General features: G+C 63.0%; 17 protein-coding genes and 2 tRNA genes. 16 read left to right on the forward strand and 3 right to left on the reverse strand.

Features of this window, described 5'->3' with window-relative positions; translation table 11 throughout:
- The first annotated feature begins 5 nt into the window (after positions 1-5).
- From ACN9M2_RS05570 to ACN9M2_RS05590, 5 genes are all read left to right on the forward strand, one after another.
- Positions 6-986, forward strand: a complete 981-nt coding sequence (locus tag ACN9M2_RS05570) for a bifunctional riboflavin kinase/FAD synthetase (RefSeq protein WP_426287145.1) — start codon at positions 6-8, stop codon at positions 984-986.
- Positions 983-3841 carry an isoleucine--tRNA ligase gene (ileS, locus tag ACN9M2_RS05575; RefSeq protein ID WP_426287146.1) on the forward strand — a complete coding sequence of 953 codons (2859 nt, stop codon included), beginning with the start codon at positions 983-985 and terminating at the stop codon, positions 3839-3841. The genes ACN9M2_RS05570 and ileS overlap by 4 nt, the downstream gene beginning before the upstream one ends.
- Before the next feature lie 47 nt (positions 3842-3888).
- Positions 3889-4395 carry a signal peptidase II gene (gene lspA / locus ACN9M2_RS05580; RefSeq protein ID WP_426287147.1) on the forward strand — a complete coding sequence of 169 codons (507 nt, stop codon included), beginning with the start codon at positions 3889-3891 and terminating at the stop codon, positions 4393-4395.
- Between the two features lie 68 nt (positions 4396-4463).
- On the forward strand, positions 4464-5405 hold the full coding sequence (gene ispH, locus ACN9M2_RS05585) for a 4-hydroxy-3-methylbut-2-enyl diphosphate reductase (protein ID WP_426287148.1): 942 nt from the start codon (positions 4464-4466) through the stop codon (positions 5403-5405).
- 42 nt (positions 5406-5447) lie between these two features.
- Positions 5448-5523, forward strand: a tRNA-Thr gene (locus ACN9M2_RS05590).
- 292 nt (positions 5524-5815) lie between these two features.
- Here ACN9M2_RS05590 and ACN9M2_RS05595 read toward each other — a convergent pair.
- Positions 5816-6580, reverse strand: coding sequence for an SDR family oxidoreductase (locus ACN9M2_RS05595; protein ID WP_426287149.1), 765 nt, complete (start codon positions 6578-6580; stop codon positions 5816-5818).
- Between the two features lie 110 nt (positions 6581-6690).
- Between ACN9M2_RS05595 and ACN9M2_RS05600 the strand changes: the two genes are divergently transcribed.
- The 3 genes from ACN9M2_RS05600 to ACN9M2_RS05610 are packed head-to-tail and all read left to right on the forward strand — an operon-like array spanning position 6691 to position 7937.
- Positions 6691-7113 (forward strand): winged helix-turn-helix transcriptional regulator, encoded by a 423-nt coding sequence (locus ACN9M2_RS05600; protein ID WP_426287150.1) that lies wholly within the window; start codon positions 6691-6693, stop codon positions 7111-7113.
- Between the two features lie 34 nt (positions 7114-7147).
- The gene (locus ACN9M2_RS05605; protein WP_426287151.1) at positions 7148-7708 is read left to right on the forward strand and encodes a GNAT family N-acetyltransferase; all 561 of its coding nucleotides are present in this window, start codon (positions 7148-7150) and stop codon (positions 7706-7708) included.
- Positions 7709-7724: 16 nt separating this feature from the next.
- On the forward strand, positions 7725-7937 hold the full coding sequence (locus ACN9M2_RS05610; protein WP_426287152.1) for a hypothetical protein: 213 nt from the start codon (positions 7725-7727) through the stop codon (positions 7935-7937).
- A 3-nt stretch (positions 7938-7940) separates the two neighbouring features.
- On the opposite strand, the gene ACN9M2_RS05615 is transcribed toward ACN9M2_RS05610, so the two are convergent.
- Together ACN9M2_RS05615 and ACN9M2_RS05620 are read right to left on the reverse strand one after the other, a co-directional pair.
- Positions 7941-8201: a hypothetical protein gene (locus ACN9M2_RS05615; protein WP_426287153.1), complete on the reverse strand. Its 261-nt coding sequence runs from the start codon at positions 8199-8201 to the stop codon at positions 7941-7943.
- Positions 8202-8312: 111 nt separating this feature from the next.
- Positions 8313-8495 carry a hypothetical protein gene (locus ACN9M2_RS05620; protein ID WP_426287154.1) on the reverse strand — a complete coding sequence of 61 codons (183 nt, stop codon included), beginning with the start codon at positions 8493-8495 and terminating at the stop codon, positions 8313-8315.
- Positions 8496-8712: 217 nt separating this feature from the next.
- Here ACN9M2_RS05620 and pilV point away from each other — a divergent pair, with 217 nt between their 5' ends.
- The 8 genes from pilV (at position 8713) to ACN9M2_RS05660 (ending at position 16453) form a co-directional block, all read left to right on the forward strand.
- Positions 8713-9210 carry a type IV pilus modification protein PilV gene (gene pilV, locus ACN9M2_RS05625; RefSeq protein ID WP_426287155.1) on the forward strand — a complete coding sequence of 166 codons (498 nt, stop codon included), beginning with the start codon at positions 8713-8715 and terminating at the stop codon, positions 9208-9210.
- Positions 9207-10526: a PilW family protein gene (locus ACN9M2_RS05630; protein ID WP_426287156.1), complete on the forward strand. Its 1320-nt coding sequence runs from the start codon at positions 9207-9209 to the stop codon at positions 10524-10526. The genes pilV and ACN9M2_RS05630 overlap by 4 nt, the downstream gene beginning before the upstream one ends.
- An 18-nt stretch (positions 10527-10544) precedes the next feature.
- Complete coding sequence (locus ACN9M2_RS05635; protein WP_426287157.1) at positions 10545-11174, forward strand: pilus assembly PilX family protein; 630 nt, start codon at positions 10545-10547, stop codon at positions 11172-11174.
- 4 nt (positions 11175-11178) lie between these two features.
- Positions 11179-14850, forward strand: a complete 3672-nt coding sequence (locus ACN9M2_RS05640) for a pilus assembly protein (protein WP_426287158.1) — start codon at positions 11179-11181, stop codon at positions 14848-14850.
- 64 nt (positions 14851-14914) lie between these two features.
- Complete coding sequence (locus ACN9M2_RS05645) at positions 14915-15295, forward strand: type IV pilin protein (RefSeq protein WP_426287159.1); 381 nt, start codon at positions 14915-14917, stop codon at positions 15293-15295.
- A 7-nt stretch (positions 15296-15302) separates the two neighbouring features.
- Positions 15303-15899, forward strand: coding sequence for a GspH/FimT family pseudopilin (locus ACN9M2_RS05650; RefSeq protein ID WP_426287160.1), 597 nt, complete (start codon positions 15303-15305; stop codon positions 15897-15899).
- A 49-nt stretch (positions 15900-15948) separates the two neighbouring features.
- Positions 15949-16023 (forward strand) — tRNA-Val (locus tag ACN9M2_RS05655).
- A 97-nt stretch (positions 16024-16120) separates the two neighbouring features.
- A complete protein-coding gene (locus ACN9M2_RS05660) occupies positions 16121-16453 on the forward strand; it encodes a lipid-A-disaccharide synthase N-terminal domain-containing protein (protein WP_371022045.1) in 333 nt (110 codons plus the stop codon).
- The last annotated feature ends 13 nt before the right edge of the window (positions 16454-16466 follow it).

Consider the following 16466-nt stretch of genomic DNA (forward strand, 5'->3'; position numbering starts at 1 on the left):
CCGGCATGACGTTGCGACTCCATCGCGACGTCGACGGTCCATGCCTCGCACCCGAAGGCAGCGTGGTCGCGATCGGTGCTTTCGACGGTCTGCACCTCGGCCACCAGGCGATCCTGTCCGAGGTGCGCCAGCGGGCCGAGGCACGTGGCCTGGCCCCCGCGGTAATCACCTTCGAGCCCTTGCCCCGCGCCTTCTTCTCGAAGGAACCGGTGCCGCGCCTTTCAGGAGTGCGCGAAAAGGCCGAAGGCATGACGGCCGCCGGCATCCGCGAGTTGCTCTCGTTGCGCTTCGACCATGCCTTGACCGCGATGTCCGCCGAGGACTTCGTCCGCAGGGTGATCGTCGGGCGCATGGCGGCGCGCGAGGTGTGGGTGGGTGAGGATTTTCGCTTCGGCCATCGTCGCGGCGGCGATTTCGCCCTCCTGCAGGCGATGGGCGCCGACCTCGGCTTCACCGCGCATGCGGTGCCGCCGGTATTGGTCGACGGCGAACGGGTGTCGTCGTCCCGGGTACGCACGCTGCTGGCCGAAGGCCGTTTCGGCGAGGCCGCGCGCCTGCTGGGCCGGCCGTTCGTCATCGATGGTCATGTGGAACACGGCCAGCAATTGGGCCGCACCCTTGGATATCCCACCGCCAACGTCCATCTCAGTGAACGGGTGAGCCCGATCCATGGCATCTTCGCCGTGCGTATCGGCATCGGCGACGGTCCCTGCAGTTGGCCCGGCGTGGCCAGCCTCGGTTACCGGCCGACGGTGAACGAGGTGCGCGAGCCGCTGCTCGAGGCCCACCTTTTCGATTTCTCCGGCGATCTCTACGGCCAGCGCATCGGCGTGGAATTCGTTCGGAAACTGCGCGACGAAGAAAAATTCGACGGCCTCGACGCCCTGACCGCACAAATGCGCCAGGACGAGATCGCCGCCCGGCAGGCCCTTGGGATGAACCCCATACTTGTCGATGCCCCGAAAACCCACGGTTCCCAGCGATGACCCAGGATTACAAGAACACCATCAACCTGCCGCAGACGGATTTCCCGATGCGTGGCGACCTGCCCAAGCGCGAGCCGGGCTGGCTGGCCACGTGGGAGCGCGTGGGCAGGTATGCGCAGATCCAGGAGCACACGGCGGGACGCGACAAGGTGTTCGTGCTGCACGATGGCCCTCCCTACGCCAACGGCATGATCCACCTCGGCCATGCGGTCAACAAGGTGCTCAAGGACGTCGTCGTCAAGTCCAAGCTGATGGCCGGTTACCGCGCGCCTTACGTGCCGGGCTGGGACTGTCATGGCTTGCCGATCGAGATCGCGATCGAGAAGAAATTCGGCAAGGCGGGCGACAAGCTCGACGCCGCCGCGTTCCGGCAGAAGTGCCGCGAGTACGCGATGGCGCAGATCGATCTCCAGCGTGCGGATTTCAAGCGCCTTGGTGTCCTCGGCGATTGGGAGAGGCCGTACCGCACGCTCGATTTCACCTACGAGGCCGACATGATCCGTGCGCTGGCACGCATCGTCGCCAACCGGCATGTCGTGCGTGGTGCCAAGCCGGTGTACTGGTGTTTCGATTGCGGTTCGGCGCTGGCCGAGGCCGAGATCGAATACGCCGACAAGACGTCGCCGGCGGTGGATGTCGCCTATGATGCGGTCGATCCCGTGTCTTTCGGCGCGTTGTTCGGCATCGCCACGGGCGACGCGAACATCGCCGTTCCCATCTGGACGACCACGCCGTGGACGCTTCCGTCCAGCCAGGCCGTATCGCTCGGCGGCGAACTCGAATACGCGCTCGTCGAAGGACCGTCGCGTGATGGCAAGCCGCTGCTGCTGGTGATCGCCTCGGCGCTGGTCGAGAAGGCGCTGGCGCGTTATGGCGTGGAGACCGTGAACGTGCTCGCGCGCGTGCAGGGCGCGGTGCTGGAGAACCAGCCGCTGCGTCATCCGTTCTACGACAAGCACGTGCCGATCATCCTCGGCGACCACGTGTCCGACGAGGACGGCACCGGTGCCGTGCATACCGCGCCCGACCACGGTGCGGAAGATTTCGTCGTCGGCCAGAACTATGGCATCGGCACACTCAACTACGTCGACGGCCGCGGTGTCTATCGCGCCGACCTGCCCCTGGCGGGCGATGTCTCCTTCGCCGGCGTGCACATCTGGAAGGCGAACGACCAGATCGTCGACCTGCTGCGCGACCGTGGCGTGCTGCTCGCCTCGGCGAAGCTCACGCACAGCTACCCGCATTGCTGGCGGCACAAGACGCCGGTGATCTTCCGCGCCACGCCGCAGTGGTTCATCGGCATGGAGCAGGCCAGCCTGCGCCGCACCGCGCTCACGTCGATCAAGGCCGTGCGCTGGGTGCCCGGCTGGGGCGAAGAGCGCATCGCGGGCATGGTCGAGGGCCGTCCGGACTGGTGCATCTCGCGCCAGCGCACCTGGGGCGTGCCGATCACGCTGTTCGTCGACAAGAACACGCACGATCCGCATCCGGATTCCGTCGAACTGATGGAGAAGGTCGCGCAGAAGGTCGCGCTGGAAGGCATCGATAGCTGGTTCTCGCTCGATCCGCGCGAACTGCTCGGTGACGAGGCGGACAAGTACGAGAAGGTGACCGACGTCCTCGATGTCTGGTTCGATTCCGGTGTCAGTCATTTCGCCGTGGTGGGCGCACGCCCCGAATTGCAGGCCGGCGACGCCAGCGAATACAAAGTGATGTACCTGGAAGGCTCCGACCAGCATCGCGGCTGGTTCCAGTCTTCGTTGCTCACCTCCGCGGCGATCCACGGCCGCGCGCCTTACGACCACGTGCTGACCCACGGCTTCACCGTGGATGCGCAGGGCCGCAAGATGTCCAAATCGCTGGGCAACGGCATCGAGCCGCAGGACATCATGAAGACCCTGGGCGCGGACATCCTGCGCCTGTGGATCTGCTCGACCGACTACCGTAACGAGATGTCGCTTTCGGACGAGATCCTGAAGCGTGTTGCGGATACGTATCGACGCATCCGCAACACGGCGCGTTTCCTGCTCGGCAACCTCGATGGCTTCGATCCGGACAAGCACCTGCTTGCCACCGGCGCCTGCCTCGACCTCGATCGTTGGGCGGTGCGCCAGGCAGCGGACACGCAGGCGGCGATCGTGGCCGCGTACGAGCGCTACGATTTCCCCGAGATCGTCCAGCGCGTGCAGAATTTCTGCACCAACGAGCTTGGCGCGCTGTACCTCGACATCACGAAGGATCGCCTCTACACGATGCCGACGGACAGCCGCGGCCGTCGCAGCGCGCAGAGCGCGATGTACCGGATACTCGAGGCAATGGCCCGGTGGCTCGCGCCGATCGTCAGCTTCACCGCCGAGGAAATCTGGGCGCACATGCCGGGTTCGCGCAGCGAGTCGGTACTGTTCGAGACCTTCTACGAAGGGCTCGACGTGGATCAGGACGCCGACGCGCGTGGCTGGTGGTCGACCTTGCTGGCGATCCGTGAGACGGCGTCGCGGGTGTTGGAAGGGATGCGCAAGGAGGGCCAGATCGGTGCCTCGCTCGACGCCACCCTGACGATCCACGCCGACATCGCCACCCAGGCGGCGCTGGCTGAATCGGCATCCGAACTCCGGTTTTTCTTCATCACCTCGGAAGTGACGCTTGCGCCGCTGGAAGGCCGTCCGGTCTCCGCCGAGCGCGTGGAACTGGACGGAGCCGAGGTGTATGTCTCGGCAGCGGTCAGCGACGCGGTCAAGTGCATCCGTTGCTGGCACCATCGTCCCGATGTCGGCGTCGACCCCGCCCATCCGGAGATCTGCGGCCGCTGCGTGGAAAACGTGACAGGGCAGGGCGAGGACCGCCGCTGGTTCTGACCGGCGGCCCCGCCATCCCAACCCCCGACTCGAATGGCTCCCGACGCATGACCGTACGCCCCAAACCCAACGCGCTGTCGTGGCTCTGGCTCGCCGCCGTGATGATCGTGCTCGACCAGCTGACCAAGTGGTGGGCGCTCACCGCCCTGCAGCCGGCCGAGACGCCCCATCCGGTGATTCCCGGCGTCCTCAACTGGACGCTCACCTTCAATACCGGCGCCGCGTTCAGCTTCCTGGCCGATAGCGCCGGCTGGCAGCGCTGGTTCTTCGTCCTGCTGGCGGCCGTCATCAGCGGCACCCTGGGCGTGTGGCTCTCGCGCACGCCGCGCCACGACTGGCGTACCGCCGCGCCCCTGGCATTGATCGTGGGCGGCGCGCTGGGCAATGTGATCGACCGCGTGCACGCGGCCAAGGTCACCGACTTCATCCAGGTCTACCTGGGCAGCTACCCGTTTCCGGTGTTCAACGTGGCCGATTCCGCTATCAGCGTGGGTGCCGCGGCCCTGATCGTGTTCAGCCTGTTCAGCGGCTCGCCCAAGCCCGCCGTGCGATAATGCGCGGGTTCCGGCGCCCCCGAGGCGCCCAAAGCCCATAGCCACGGCCCCCCGGCCACGAGGTCCCCTTGGACATCCTCCTCGCCAATCCCCGCGGTTTCTGCGCCGGCGTCGATCGCGCCATCGCCATCGTCGAGCGTGCCCTCGAATCCTACGGCGCGCCCATCTACGTGCGCCACGAGGTGGTGCACAACCGTTACGTCGTGGAGCGCCTGCGCGCCGATGGCGCGGTCTTCGTCGACGAACTCGACGAAGTGCCCGATGGCTCCACCGTAATCTTCAGCGCCCATGGCGTGCCGAAGGCCGTGCGCGAAGAGGCCGATCGCCGTCACCTCAACGTGTTCGATGCCACCTGTCCGCTGGTGACCAAGGTGCACATGGAAGTGGCGCGCCTGGGCCGCGCGGGCCATGACGTCGTCCTCATCGGCCACGCCGGCCATCCGGAGGTCCAGGGCACGATGGGCCAGTGGAACCGCGCCAACGCCGGGCATATCTACCTCGTCGAATCGGTCGAGGATGTCGCGGAGCTGGTGCCCTCGCAGCCGGACAGGCTCGCCTTCGTCACCCAGACGACCCTCTCGGTGGACGACACCATCGCGATCATCGGCGCCCTGCGCGCGAAGTTCCCGAGCATCGAGGGCCCGCGCAAGGACGATATCTGCTACGCGACGCAGAACCGCCAGGACGCCGTGCGCCGTCTCGCCGACGCCGTGGACCTCGTCCTCGTGGTGGGCTCGGTCAACAGCTCCAATTCGAACCGCCTGAAGGAGCTGGCCGAGAAACAGGGCGTCACCTCGTACCTGATCGACGGCGCCGAACACATCCAGCGTGGCTGGCTGGAAGGCAAGACCCGCGTCGGCGTCACCGCGGGTGCCTCGGCACCGGAAAAGCTCGTCCAGGAAGTGATCGCCCGCCTGCAATCCTGGGGCTCGGGCACTGTGCGCGAACTGGATGGCGAGGCGGAAAACATCACCTTCGCCTTGCCCAAGGAGCTGCGCATGGCCGGCTGAGGCTTGCGCCGGGTGCCAAGCTTCCCTAGAATTCCGCTTCTCGCCGGAATAGCTCAGTTGGTAGAGCGCGTCATTCGTAATGATGAGGTCGTAGGTTCGATTCCTATTTCCGGCACCAGCGCCTTTCTCCCGGATTGCCGACGAGCGGTCCCGGAGGACACAAAAAAACCCGCGCCAGCGGGTTTTTTTGTGTCTGTCGTAAGCATCGCCGACAAAGTCGGCTCCCACAAGGTGGCCACAAGCTGGCCAGGTGGCCACAAGCTGGCCAGGTAGCCACAAGCTGGCCAGGTAGCCACAAGCTGGCCAGGTAGCCACAAGCCGGTGGGAGCCGACCCTGTCGGCGATGCTCGGTAGGAGCAGACCCTGTCGCCGATGCTTGGTGGGAGCCGACTTTGTCGGCGATTCGACGACTACGGAGCGTGATCCGCCGCATTGTCATTGAACTGCTTGAAGAAGCCCGCGTAGCTCCCGTTCGCCTCGGCGAAGCGCAGCGGCTTCACACGCTCCACGAGGATTTCCGTCGCGTCCGGCGTGGTCTCGATCAGGCGCATCGTCTCGTCGATGAACGCATCCAGCGGCATCGCGTTCGGATCGCTCTTCTGCCGCTCACCCATCAATTCGGTCTGCACATAGGGCGGTACCAGTTCCAGCACCTGTACCGACGTGTCCTTCAGCTGGTAGCGCAGCGTTTCCGAATACGAATGGATCGCCGCCTTGGTCGCGCAATAGGTCGGAGCGACGGCGAAGGGAAGGAAGGCAAGGCCTGAAGACACCGTGACGATGCTCGCCTTCGGCTGCGCCAGCAGGTGATCGATCAGTGCCGCGTTGAGCCGGATCGGCCCGAGCAGGTTGGTGGTGATGGTGGCTTCGGCGGTATCCGTGGTGCCGTCGGTCAGCCGTTCCGGACGCATGATCCCCGCGTTGTGGATCACCACGTTGAGGGATGGGAAGTCCTTGCGCAGCTGCTCGGCGAAGCGCCGGATCGCCGCGGGGTCCTCGATGTCCAGCACGGCCGACTTCATGCCGGGATGGGCCGCGGTGGTCGCGTCGAGTACGTCCTGCCGACGCCCTGCGATGACGACCTGGTTGCCGCGCGCGTGGAAGGCTTCCGCCAGGGCCCGGCCGATGCCCGAGCCGCCGCCGGTGATGAGGATCGTGTTGCCAGTGATGTTCATGGGAGCCTCGTCGGAGAAAGGGTGGGTGTAGGCTAGGCCGGACACGATCCGATGGAAAGTAGGCGCCAAAAAGTTCCATACTTACCCTTTGGAAACCATGGAGCATCGACATGCCAGCCAAGGCCAGGAAAATCTATGACGAGCCTTGCCGCGTGCTGGGCGAGCCCTACACGGACCCGGAACTCGACGCCCTGGTGCGGGGGATCATCGAACGCGTGGCGGACCGCTGGACCATGCTCACGTTGGAAGTGCTGGCGGAACACGGCCGCCTGCGTTTTGGCCGCCTCGCCGACCTGATCGGCGGGGTCAGCCAGAAGATGCTGACCAAGACCTTGCGCCAGATGGAAGCCGACGGGTTGGTCACGCGCACGGTGTATCCGGTGGTGCCGCCGCGCGTGGAATACCAACTCACCGAGATCGGCCTGAGCCTCGGCGCCGCCTTTTGCAGCGTATGGTTGTGGGCGGAAAGGCATCGCGCGGACATCGAGGCGGCGCGTGCCGCCTACGAAAAACGCGACGCCGGCGAGGACTAGTTGCGGCGCCGGCCGGATAGGCCGAGGATGCCGCATGGGCCATCCCGTTCACCCCGTCTTCCTCACCGCGCGGCTGCGCTTGGACCGTCTCGTTCCGGCGGATGCACCGCTTCTGCATGCTTACCGTGGCGACGATGCCGTGGCTCGCTACCAGGGCTGGAAACCGGCGGACATCGGCGACGCGGAGGCGTTCATCGCGAGGCAGGCCCTGCAGTCCTTCGCCGCGCCCGATAGCTGGTTCCAGCTCGCGATCCGGGAAAAGGACTCCGCCGAACTCGTCGGCGATCTCGGCATTCATTTCCCCTCCGCGCCGGACGGGGCGATCGAGTTCGGCGTATCGCTCCGGCCCGAACGGCAGGGCCGTGGTTACGCCCGTGAAGCCATGGCCACGGCCCTCGGCCTCGCCTTCGGCGATTGGGGCTACCGGCGTGCCGTGGCTTCCGTGGACCCGCGCAACGTCGCCAGCATCGCGCTGCTGCGTTCGCTCGGTTTTCGCCAGGAGGCTCACCACGTGGAGAGCTACTTCTTCCGTGGCGAATGGGTCGATGACGTCGTCTTCGCCCTGCTGGCGCGTGAATGGCCTCGTCAGGGCTGAGGAAAGGCTACGAGCGATGCGCTACGTCCGTGTCTACGTCATGCAGCCCCCAAAATCCGGTGCCGAATGGGCGGTGCGCGTGGATGCGGAAAAACCGGTGCGTTTCGAACAGGAACGCGACGCGTTGTCCTATGCCCTACGCCAGGCCCGCGCGCACCACGCGGGTGGCGCCTCCGTGGAACTGCGGATCGAGGACGACCATGGCCACTGGCGCAGCATGGCCCTTTGAGGCCTAGCCAGCGGCGAGACGTGCCATGGCCGCCGCGCTGGGCGGCGCCAGATGGAGCAGGGGAGCATCCGGCAGGTAGCGCCAGTCGCTCAGGCGATGGGGCAGGCGGATATCGGGATGGTCGGCGCGAAGGGCATGGATCGCCTCCTCGGCGCCGTCATAACGACCGACTTCGCGATCGCCGTGAAGCGCACGCCAACGGTGGCCGTGGCGAACGATGCGGAACGGAACATCCGCCGAGGTGAAGACATACTGCGCGAGCACGGAAGAACTCCTTTCTTAGCCCGCTCATTCTCACCGCTGCTTCGTGACCGCTGCGTTATACCGATGCGACGCCGGCGTGTCGGCGACACGCGCGGCGTCGTGCGGCGCGCTTTACTTGGGCGCTTTCGCCGGTACGAAGGGCGAGACCGGATCGCTGGCCGGGAAGGTTTCCTCCAGGGCGTGGTCCTGGTTCTCGTCGGCGTGCGCCTTGCGGGTCTTTTTCTCGTGTTCCGATTCCGGATGCTTCGGCTGGCTGTGGTCGGGGTGTTTGACGTCCTGGCGGTCGTGGTTCATGGCTGGGCCTTCCGTTGTGGGTGGCCACCATGGAGCACTGTCGGCCGTGAACGGCCGGTAGCGGGCGGGTGGATGCCGCTCGTCGGAATAATCCGGCCGAATGTCGGCTCTCGCTGGCGTTCTGTTCAGTTTTGGTTACTGTCACGCTGTCGGAATGGTTTTTGGGGGAGCCAGCGTGATTCACGTCCCGTCGCCGCGCGTCCAGCGTGGTGTATCGATGATTGAAGTTCTGGTCGCGGTGCTGATCTTCACGATCGGCCTGATCGGTCTTGGCGGCCTGTTGATCACTGCCACCAAATCGAATGTTTCAGCCTACTTCCGCACACAGGTAACCTTCCTGGCCAACAACATGGCCGATCGGATGCGGGCCAATCCGTTGGGCTTATGGAATGACAACTACAACTCAACCAATTATCCGATCACCGGCACGGTACCAGTCTGCGATGCGACCGCGGGCTGCACTCCAGCTCAGGTGGCTACGCGCGACCAGATCGTCTGGAGCCAGCAGCTCACTGCATCCCTGCCCGCCGTAGGACCAACCAGCATCAATTGCGTGAAAGCAGGTAATGACCCCACTGCCCAATACGCCATGCGGCCACCGTACAGCGGAACCTGCACGATGACCGTCACATGGGCAGAGCGGGGCCTGACTGGTGGCGACGACAAAGTCACCGCGGGCAACTTGCAATCCTTTACTTGGGTATTCGAGCCATGAGCGCTTTTCGCCCTTTCCAGCGCAGTCGTGGCGTCACCCTGGTCGAATTGATGGTGGCTATGGTGCTCGGCCTGATTGTTGCCGGCGGTATCGTCACTGTCTTCATGTCCACCTCGTCGAGCAATCGGGCGCAAACCCAGTTGGCCCGTCTGCAGGAGGAGGGCCGCTACGCAGTGACGCGCATCGCCGAGGATTTGAAGATGGCAGGCGCTCAATACTGCAGCAGCACTGGTGGCCTTGCCCAGGTGGCGGCCGCCAGCGGCTTGGCAATGGACGCTTTGCGTACGCCACGCGTGCTTGCCAAAGACCTGACGTTCCCACAAAACACAACGCCGTGGGGCGCCCCGTACCCGGTGAAGCCCACGGCTCCATATAATCTGCCGTCGTTCTTCTACATGCGTGGCTTCGAGTGCACCAAGACGGCGTGCACGCCTTCCAGCCCTCCCGTCGCGACCGACGGAGTGCCCGTCATGGGCGACCAGGTTGGCAACCGCGTGAAGGGCGCGGCGGTTCTCCAGCTGCGTTACATCGATGCTGGGCGCGGCTGGGTCATAGGTGGCGCCAGCACCATCGTTTCCGCGAACGGTCTGATCAGTTCCATCCACATCGTACCTAAGACTGGGGAGCCGTCGTTGGCAGGTGTTGTCGACAACGAAATGATGATGCTGGCGGACTGTTCTACAGCTCAGATCTTCCAGACGACGGGTAATCCAGACTTCGTACCCGTAGACACAGCGGGCAATTTTTCAGCACCGCGCGCCTTGGTACCGCAGTCGGCGCCGCGTTTCTTCCGCCTGAAGACCGATTTCCGCACGATCACCTACTTCCTTCAGGTCGTAAGCGATGATGGTACCGCTACAGGCGCGAAGACCGGTGCCCTGATGCGCTGTGACAGCGGTCAGACACCGGTCTGCCAGGAGCTCGTGCGTGGCGCCGAACGACTCGATTTCACTTACGGAATCGAGGACTCGGGCGGCTTGATGCGTTATCTCTCTGCTACCCAAGTCGACTCGCGGGCGGGCAACACGATTCCTTGCCCGGCGGGCCCTCCCGATTCGACCACGTCGGATCAGGGCTGCTTGTGGCGAGCCTTGAAGACGGTGGAGGTCAACATCCTCATGGATGGACAGCAACCTCTTTACACTTTGCAGGCGCCAGAAATGGCCTATGCGTATACGCCCGAAGGCGTCACAACGCCTCAGGCCCCGACCGCGCGGGGCGCCACGGGCATTGCGCCTTCGGACCAGGGCTTCGCCGACCAGATGCTACGCCGCCAGTTCGGAACGGTGGTCATGATGCGCAACTACAACCCGTAACCGGCGAGAGCAGACGCCATGAAACGATCCATCCCCTTCGTGCACTTCGATGCGCCTCACCGCCAGCGCGGCGTGGTCCTCGTCGTCGCGCTCATCTTCCTGCTGCTCGTAACCATGCTTGCTGTCAGCGCGTCCAGTACATCGATGTTGCAGCAACGACTGGCCGGCGGCCAGCGTAACGCGCAACTCGCACTGTGGAGCGCGGAGACGGCGGTCCGGGGCGCAGAATGGCGCCTGTGGCGGGCCAGTTCGGACGCATCCACACGCATGCAATGCGGCAGCGGTGCACTCTCCAACTGTTACGACTACGATCCGGACCCGCCGGCGACCTCGAAGGCGTTGCTATTCCGGACCTCGGCTGGCTGGTTCACGGATGGCGCCACGAAGTACGACGCCGTCGATCTGACACAGGCCAGCTCGGACCAGACCTTCGCGTTGGGAAGCAATCCCTACTACATCATCGAGGACCTCGGCCTCGAACTGCCGCCGAACTCGGGCCTGCAGCACGAATCGGGATCCACGGGCTCCACTGGCGTGGGGTATACGAGCACAAATCGCCACCTCTATAGGATTACTGCCCGTGGCATGGGAAACAATCAAAACGCGATCCGTGTGATCGAAACCACCTTCGCCGCGAAGAGTGACTGACGCCATGAACGCATCTCAAGCAGTCCGTCGTCTCGGTGCGTTTCTCGGAGCGCTTACCATCTGCGTCCTTGCCGCGCCGATGGCGACATCGCAGGCACAGACGACGACCACGTACTACACGACCGACCTCAGCACGGCCCCGCCGGACCTGACGGTGGCGGTAGCCCCGAACATTGCCGTGACATTCGATGATTCCGGTTCGATGGGTGCGTCGAATCTCCCGGATACACTGGACGGTTCCACCGGCCAGTACTATTACTATTCGTCCAACTCGAACTCGCAGTATTACAACCCGAATCTCACGTATACGCCGCCACTACAGGCGGATGGCCAGACGCCCTTCACTACGTATCCCTATACGGCAGCGCCACGCGACGGGATCTGCGCGACGCTCGGTACCTGTAAGGCCAACATCGTAAATCTCAGCAATGCTTTTCGCACGGGCTTCTACACGATTACCTCATCGGGAGTCGGCGCGAATAGCATGGGGTCCAACATCAATAATGCCATCGGTGGTGGCCAGAATGGCGGGTTCTACTACGTCTGCCCCATAGTCAACAGCAATACCAACTGCACTGTCCAGTTGATGTCGGCCTCGACCGTGACCCCCGCACAGAGGCAGAACTTTGCCAACTGGTATTCCTATTACCGAACGCGCAACCTGATGACGCGGTCGGCCCTTGCCAATGTCTTCGCGGGCCTGGGTAGCAGCATCCGCGTCGTATACCAGAACTTGAACAATACGAAGTATTGGCTTACACCGGGTACGACGACGTTCGACGCGTTCACTGGCACGGCACGTAGTGCCTTCTTCACATGGCTGTATCAAATCGGATCGAGCGGAGGCACACCCAGTCGCGTGGCCGTCGAACGCGCAGGTGCCATCTTCAAGTACGGCCAGGGTGTCACCGGCAACACGAATCCATATTGGGAGCCCAACGTTGGCCCTAATTCCGCAGGCATGGAGCTGTCCTGCCGCCTGAACTACAGCCTTCTCGTGACTGATGGTTACTGGAACGGCGGCGATCCAGGGAAAAAATCTCCCACGGCGCGTACGGCGGTTACCTTGCCGGACGGCACGTCGTACAGTGGTGCCACCAATGGTGACGCGGCATCGAAGATCTTCTGGAATGTGCCCGCCACCACATATTCGACCTTGTCGGATCTCGCCTTCTATTACTGGGCGACCAATCTGAGACCCGATTTCACGAGTGGGGGCAAGCCGAAACTCGATGTGTCGCCTTCCTTTACCGACTATACCGACCAAGACGGCAAGCCCGTCAACTGGGATGGTACGGGTACACCGCCTGCATCACTCTACTTCAACCCGAAGAACGACCCTGCAACATGGCCGCATGTGGTGCAGTACATGATCGCGCTGGGTATCGACGGCTCGCTCGACTTCGACGGAGACTACGCCGCCCTGCGTGCGGGTACGAAGGGCTGGCCGACGCCAACGGGTACAGGCAACGGTGACCTTACCGATATCGACGATACTTGGCATGCTGCGGTCAATAGTCGCGGCCAATACTTCAGTGCCCGCGATCCGGATAGTCTGGCGAAGTCACTCTCGCAATTGTTGAACCGTATCATTTCGCGTACCAGTTCAGCGGTGGCGGGTGCGTTGAGTAGCTCGGTCCTGACGGGTAATGGCGTCACCTACCTCACGGGCTTCGACAGTTCGAACTGGAGCGGTTCGCTCGTTGCAGCTCTCGTCGACGCCAATGGCACTGTTGGCAAACAGACCTGGAGCGCCGGCGATTTGTTGACTACGCGGGCCAAGGCCGGCGACTCACGCGTCATTCTTACCAGCACCTCGCCCAGTAAAGGCGCGGGCGCCGCATTCCAATGGACATCGATCTCAACGGCATTGAAAGCGGTTGACGGAACAAATTTTACCGACACCAACGGCGCTAGCAAGATCGCCTACTTACGTGGCGATACCAGCCTGGAAGGTACAACCTATCGTAGGCGTACATCCACGCTGGGCGCGATCGTCAATTCTCAATCCGTCTATGTCGCCTTTCCTGCCAGTGGTTACGCGGATACGTTCCCGACGGGCGCGCCGGAAGCGGCGCGTGACGCGCAGGGGAACCTGTTGTATAGCTACGAGAAGTTCGCCAATGATCACGCTAAACGTGCCCCGACGGTTTATGTTGGAGCCGACGACGGCATGCTGCACGCGTTTGACGCAACGACAGACACTACCTCGGCCGATTCGGTCGACGTAACGCCGTCACCCGGTCGCGAGCGCTGGGCCTACGTACCATTTTCCGTTTACAACAAATTAAACTATCTGACCCCCGTCAGTAATTTCACTCTCGTCCCTACGGTCGACGCGACACCGGTGACGCGCGACGTCTTCTTTAGCACGGGGACCAAGGGCTGGCACACGATTCTCGTAGCGGGTCTGCGGCTCGGCGGACGCGGGGTGTATGCATTGGACATTACCGATGCCTCGGCCAGCGAGGCCAATCCAGGCGCCAAGGTGCTGTGGGAGTTCAGCAATCAGACTGTCGACACTAACGGTAACAAGGTCGGTGCCAATCTTGGCTATACGTATGGCAAGCCGAATGTCGGTCGTCTTGCGAACGGGAAGTGGGTCGTTCTGGTGCCATCGGGATACTTCCCCTCGAGCAATTCGGGCGAGCCGTACAAGACCGAGTCCGCGAACGATCCGGCCGCGGCGCGTAAGCAGAGTTCGTTGTTTGTGCTCGATGCACAGACGGGAGCGGTTATCCGCGAACTGGTCACGCCCACGACAGTCGCCGGTGTCTCGGGAAGCATTGTGAGCTATGGGCTCAGTTCGCCGGTGCTTGGCGACTATAACAATGACCAGATCGATGACGTGGCATTTGCGGGCGACCTGAATGGGAATCTTTGGCGCTTCGATCTCTCGAACGCCAACCCATCACAGTGGAGCGTGTCCTTGGCCTTCTATTCGTCTGCGCAAGGCAAACGACCTATCACGGTGATGCCGCGTTTGTTCGCCGATCCCGCATCGTCCTATTTCATGGTGGTGTTCGGCACTGGTAAGTACCTTGGTGGCAGCGATAACACGATCGATACCTCGACGGCGACGCAGTACGTCTACGGCGTTCGTGATCGCGGACCGGGGAGTACGACCCCTGTCGTCGAAGGCAGTACAAAAATGGTTGAACAACTGTTGGCCGAGGTCGGCGACATCCGCGGTCTTACGCAGAATGCCGTGCCGGCCGTGGATGCGAACAACAATCCCTATGGTGGTTGGTTCATCAAACTCTTCACGGGTAGTTCGACCAACCAGACCAACAAGGGGGAGCGTGTGGTCGTTGACGCCACTGCCCTCTTCGACAGTGGCCGCGCAATCATCACTACGTTGCTGCCTGGTAATACCGACCCATGCGAGCCAGTGCGTAAAGGTGCAATTCTTGTGATCGATGCCGCGACGGGTGGAGCGGCAAGTGGCGTGAGCGTCGGCTCGGCCAGCTTCGGTGCGGGTTACGTCCAAGCTGGAGCACGCGTGAGCAATGTACCTATTTCCGGCTCGCTGCCGGCTGCCACGGGCGTGGGCGGCGGGAAGATCGCGTTGCCTGGCCTCACCATTACGGACGCGGATGGCAACACGTCGACCTTCAACATCGGCGATGCTGTCTGGCGTCGCCGCTCCTGGCGGGAGTTGAACAATGCGCAATGATCGGACTAGGTCGTACCTCAGGCGATGGGATAGCACTGGCCGGGGCTTTACCCTCATCGAGTTGATGATCGTGGTCGCCGTCATTGCGGTCCTTGCTCTCATCGCCTTGCCCTCATATACGCGATACACGTTTCGTGCCCGGCGCGGAGAAGGACAAGAATTGCTGTTGCGGCTGGCCAACGCGCAGGAGCGTTACTATGCCACCTACAACAAATATGCCTCCGACCCGGTCACCGACCTGAAGTTCGCGTCGAACAAGAGCGCTGGTGGGTACTATCAGATCAGTATCGACCAGCTGGCCGGCACCACCATGGCCACCGGGTACGTCGCTACAGCGACGGCGATTTCGACGCAGGTCAAGGACTCATGTGGCAACCTGACCATCGATTCGCGAGGGACTAAATCGCAGACCGGCTCGGCTTCCACCAACGGACGTTGTTGGTGACGCGGCCATGACGATCCGGAAAAGCAGGGGTTTCACGATCCTAGAGTTGATGGTCACCTTGACTGTCCTTGCTGTACTGATGGCTATCGCGGTGCCTTCTTTCCGCGGCACGATGCGGCGCGCACGCATGAGCAATGCCGTCAATACGATGGTTGGCGACGTGCAGTTCTCGCGATCGGAGGCGGCAACGCGACGCCAGTTTGTCTCGATCTGTCGTAGCGTCGACGGAAAGACGTGCGCTCTCGATGGGGCCGACTATGACGTCGGCTACCTGATGTACGCATATGACGCATCGGTGGACGGGCCCAACCAAGTGTATGACGCGGCAAAGCACACTTTGCTGCGTACCACACCAATTACGGCGGACGTCTCCATCCAGGCCACGGACGCGAACGTTGTCACCTTCGGGCAGGCAGGCCTGCCGGTGGCCAATGGCGCCAGGACATCGATGCAGTTCGTGTTCTGCGCGCGTGTCCCCGGGAAAACGACCGGAGTCGGCTTGAACAATAACGAGAGCCCTGGATCGCGGGTGACCCTGGGCGTGTCCGGTTCCCTGGTGAACACCAAGCTGGTAAGCGGCGCGAATTGCCTGCCGACCGGATGAGTAGGTGATTGACCTGACCCCGGCCAGACCTTAGAATGCCCAGCTCGATGGGCGGTTAGCTCAGCGGTAGAGCACTGCCTTCACACGGCAGGTGTCACAAGTTCGATCCTTGTACCGCCCACCATCGAATCCTGAAGACCCGGCCACGCGCCGGGTTTTCTTTTGGGTCACACCATGGTTCCCGGGGCTAAAATGCGCCGGCTCACCCAGCGGACACCGCCATGCACGAAGCCCTTGCCGATCTCCACCTGTTGACCCTCACGCCCTGGAAGATCATCGGTCTCCTGGGCACGCTGCTCTTCACCGCGCGCTGGTTCGTCCAGTTCTATGCGACCCGGAAGAACAAGAAGGTCACCGTACCCATGTCCTTCTGGTACCTGTCGGTCAGCGGCAGCGTGCTGACCCTGGCGTACTTCATCTGGGGCAAGAACGACTCGGTCGGCATCATCCAGACGGCCTTTCCGATGATCGTGTCGTTCTACAACGTGTTCGCGCACCTGAAGCATCGCGAGCGCGGCGAGACGGTGAAGCCCGGCGGGCCGGAAGAGACCTGAGGCCTGGGATTCG

The sequence above is a fragment of the Luteibacter sp. E-22 genome, assembly GCF_049913125.1.
In the GTDB taxonomy this organism is placed as follows: domain Bacteria; phylum Pseudomonadota; class Gammaproteobacteria; order Xanthomonadales; family Rhodanobacteraceae; genus Luteibacter.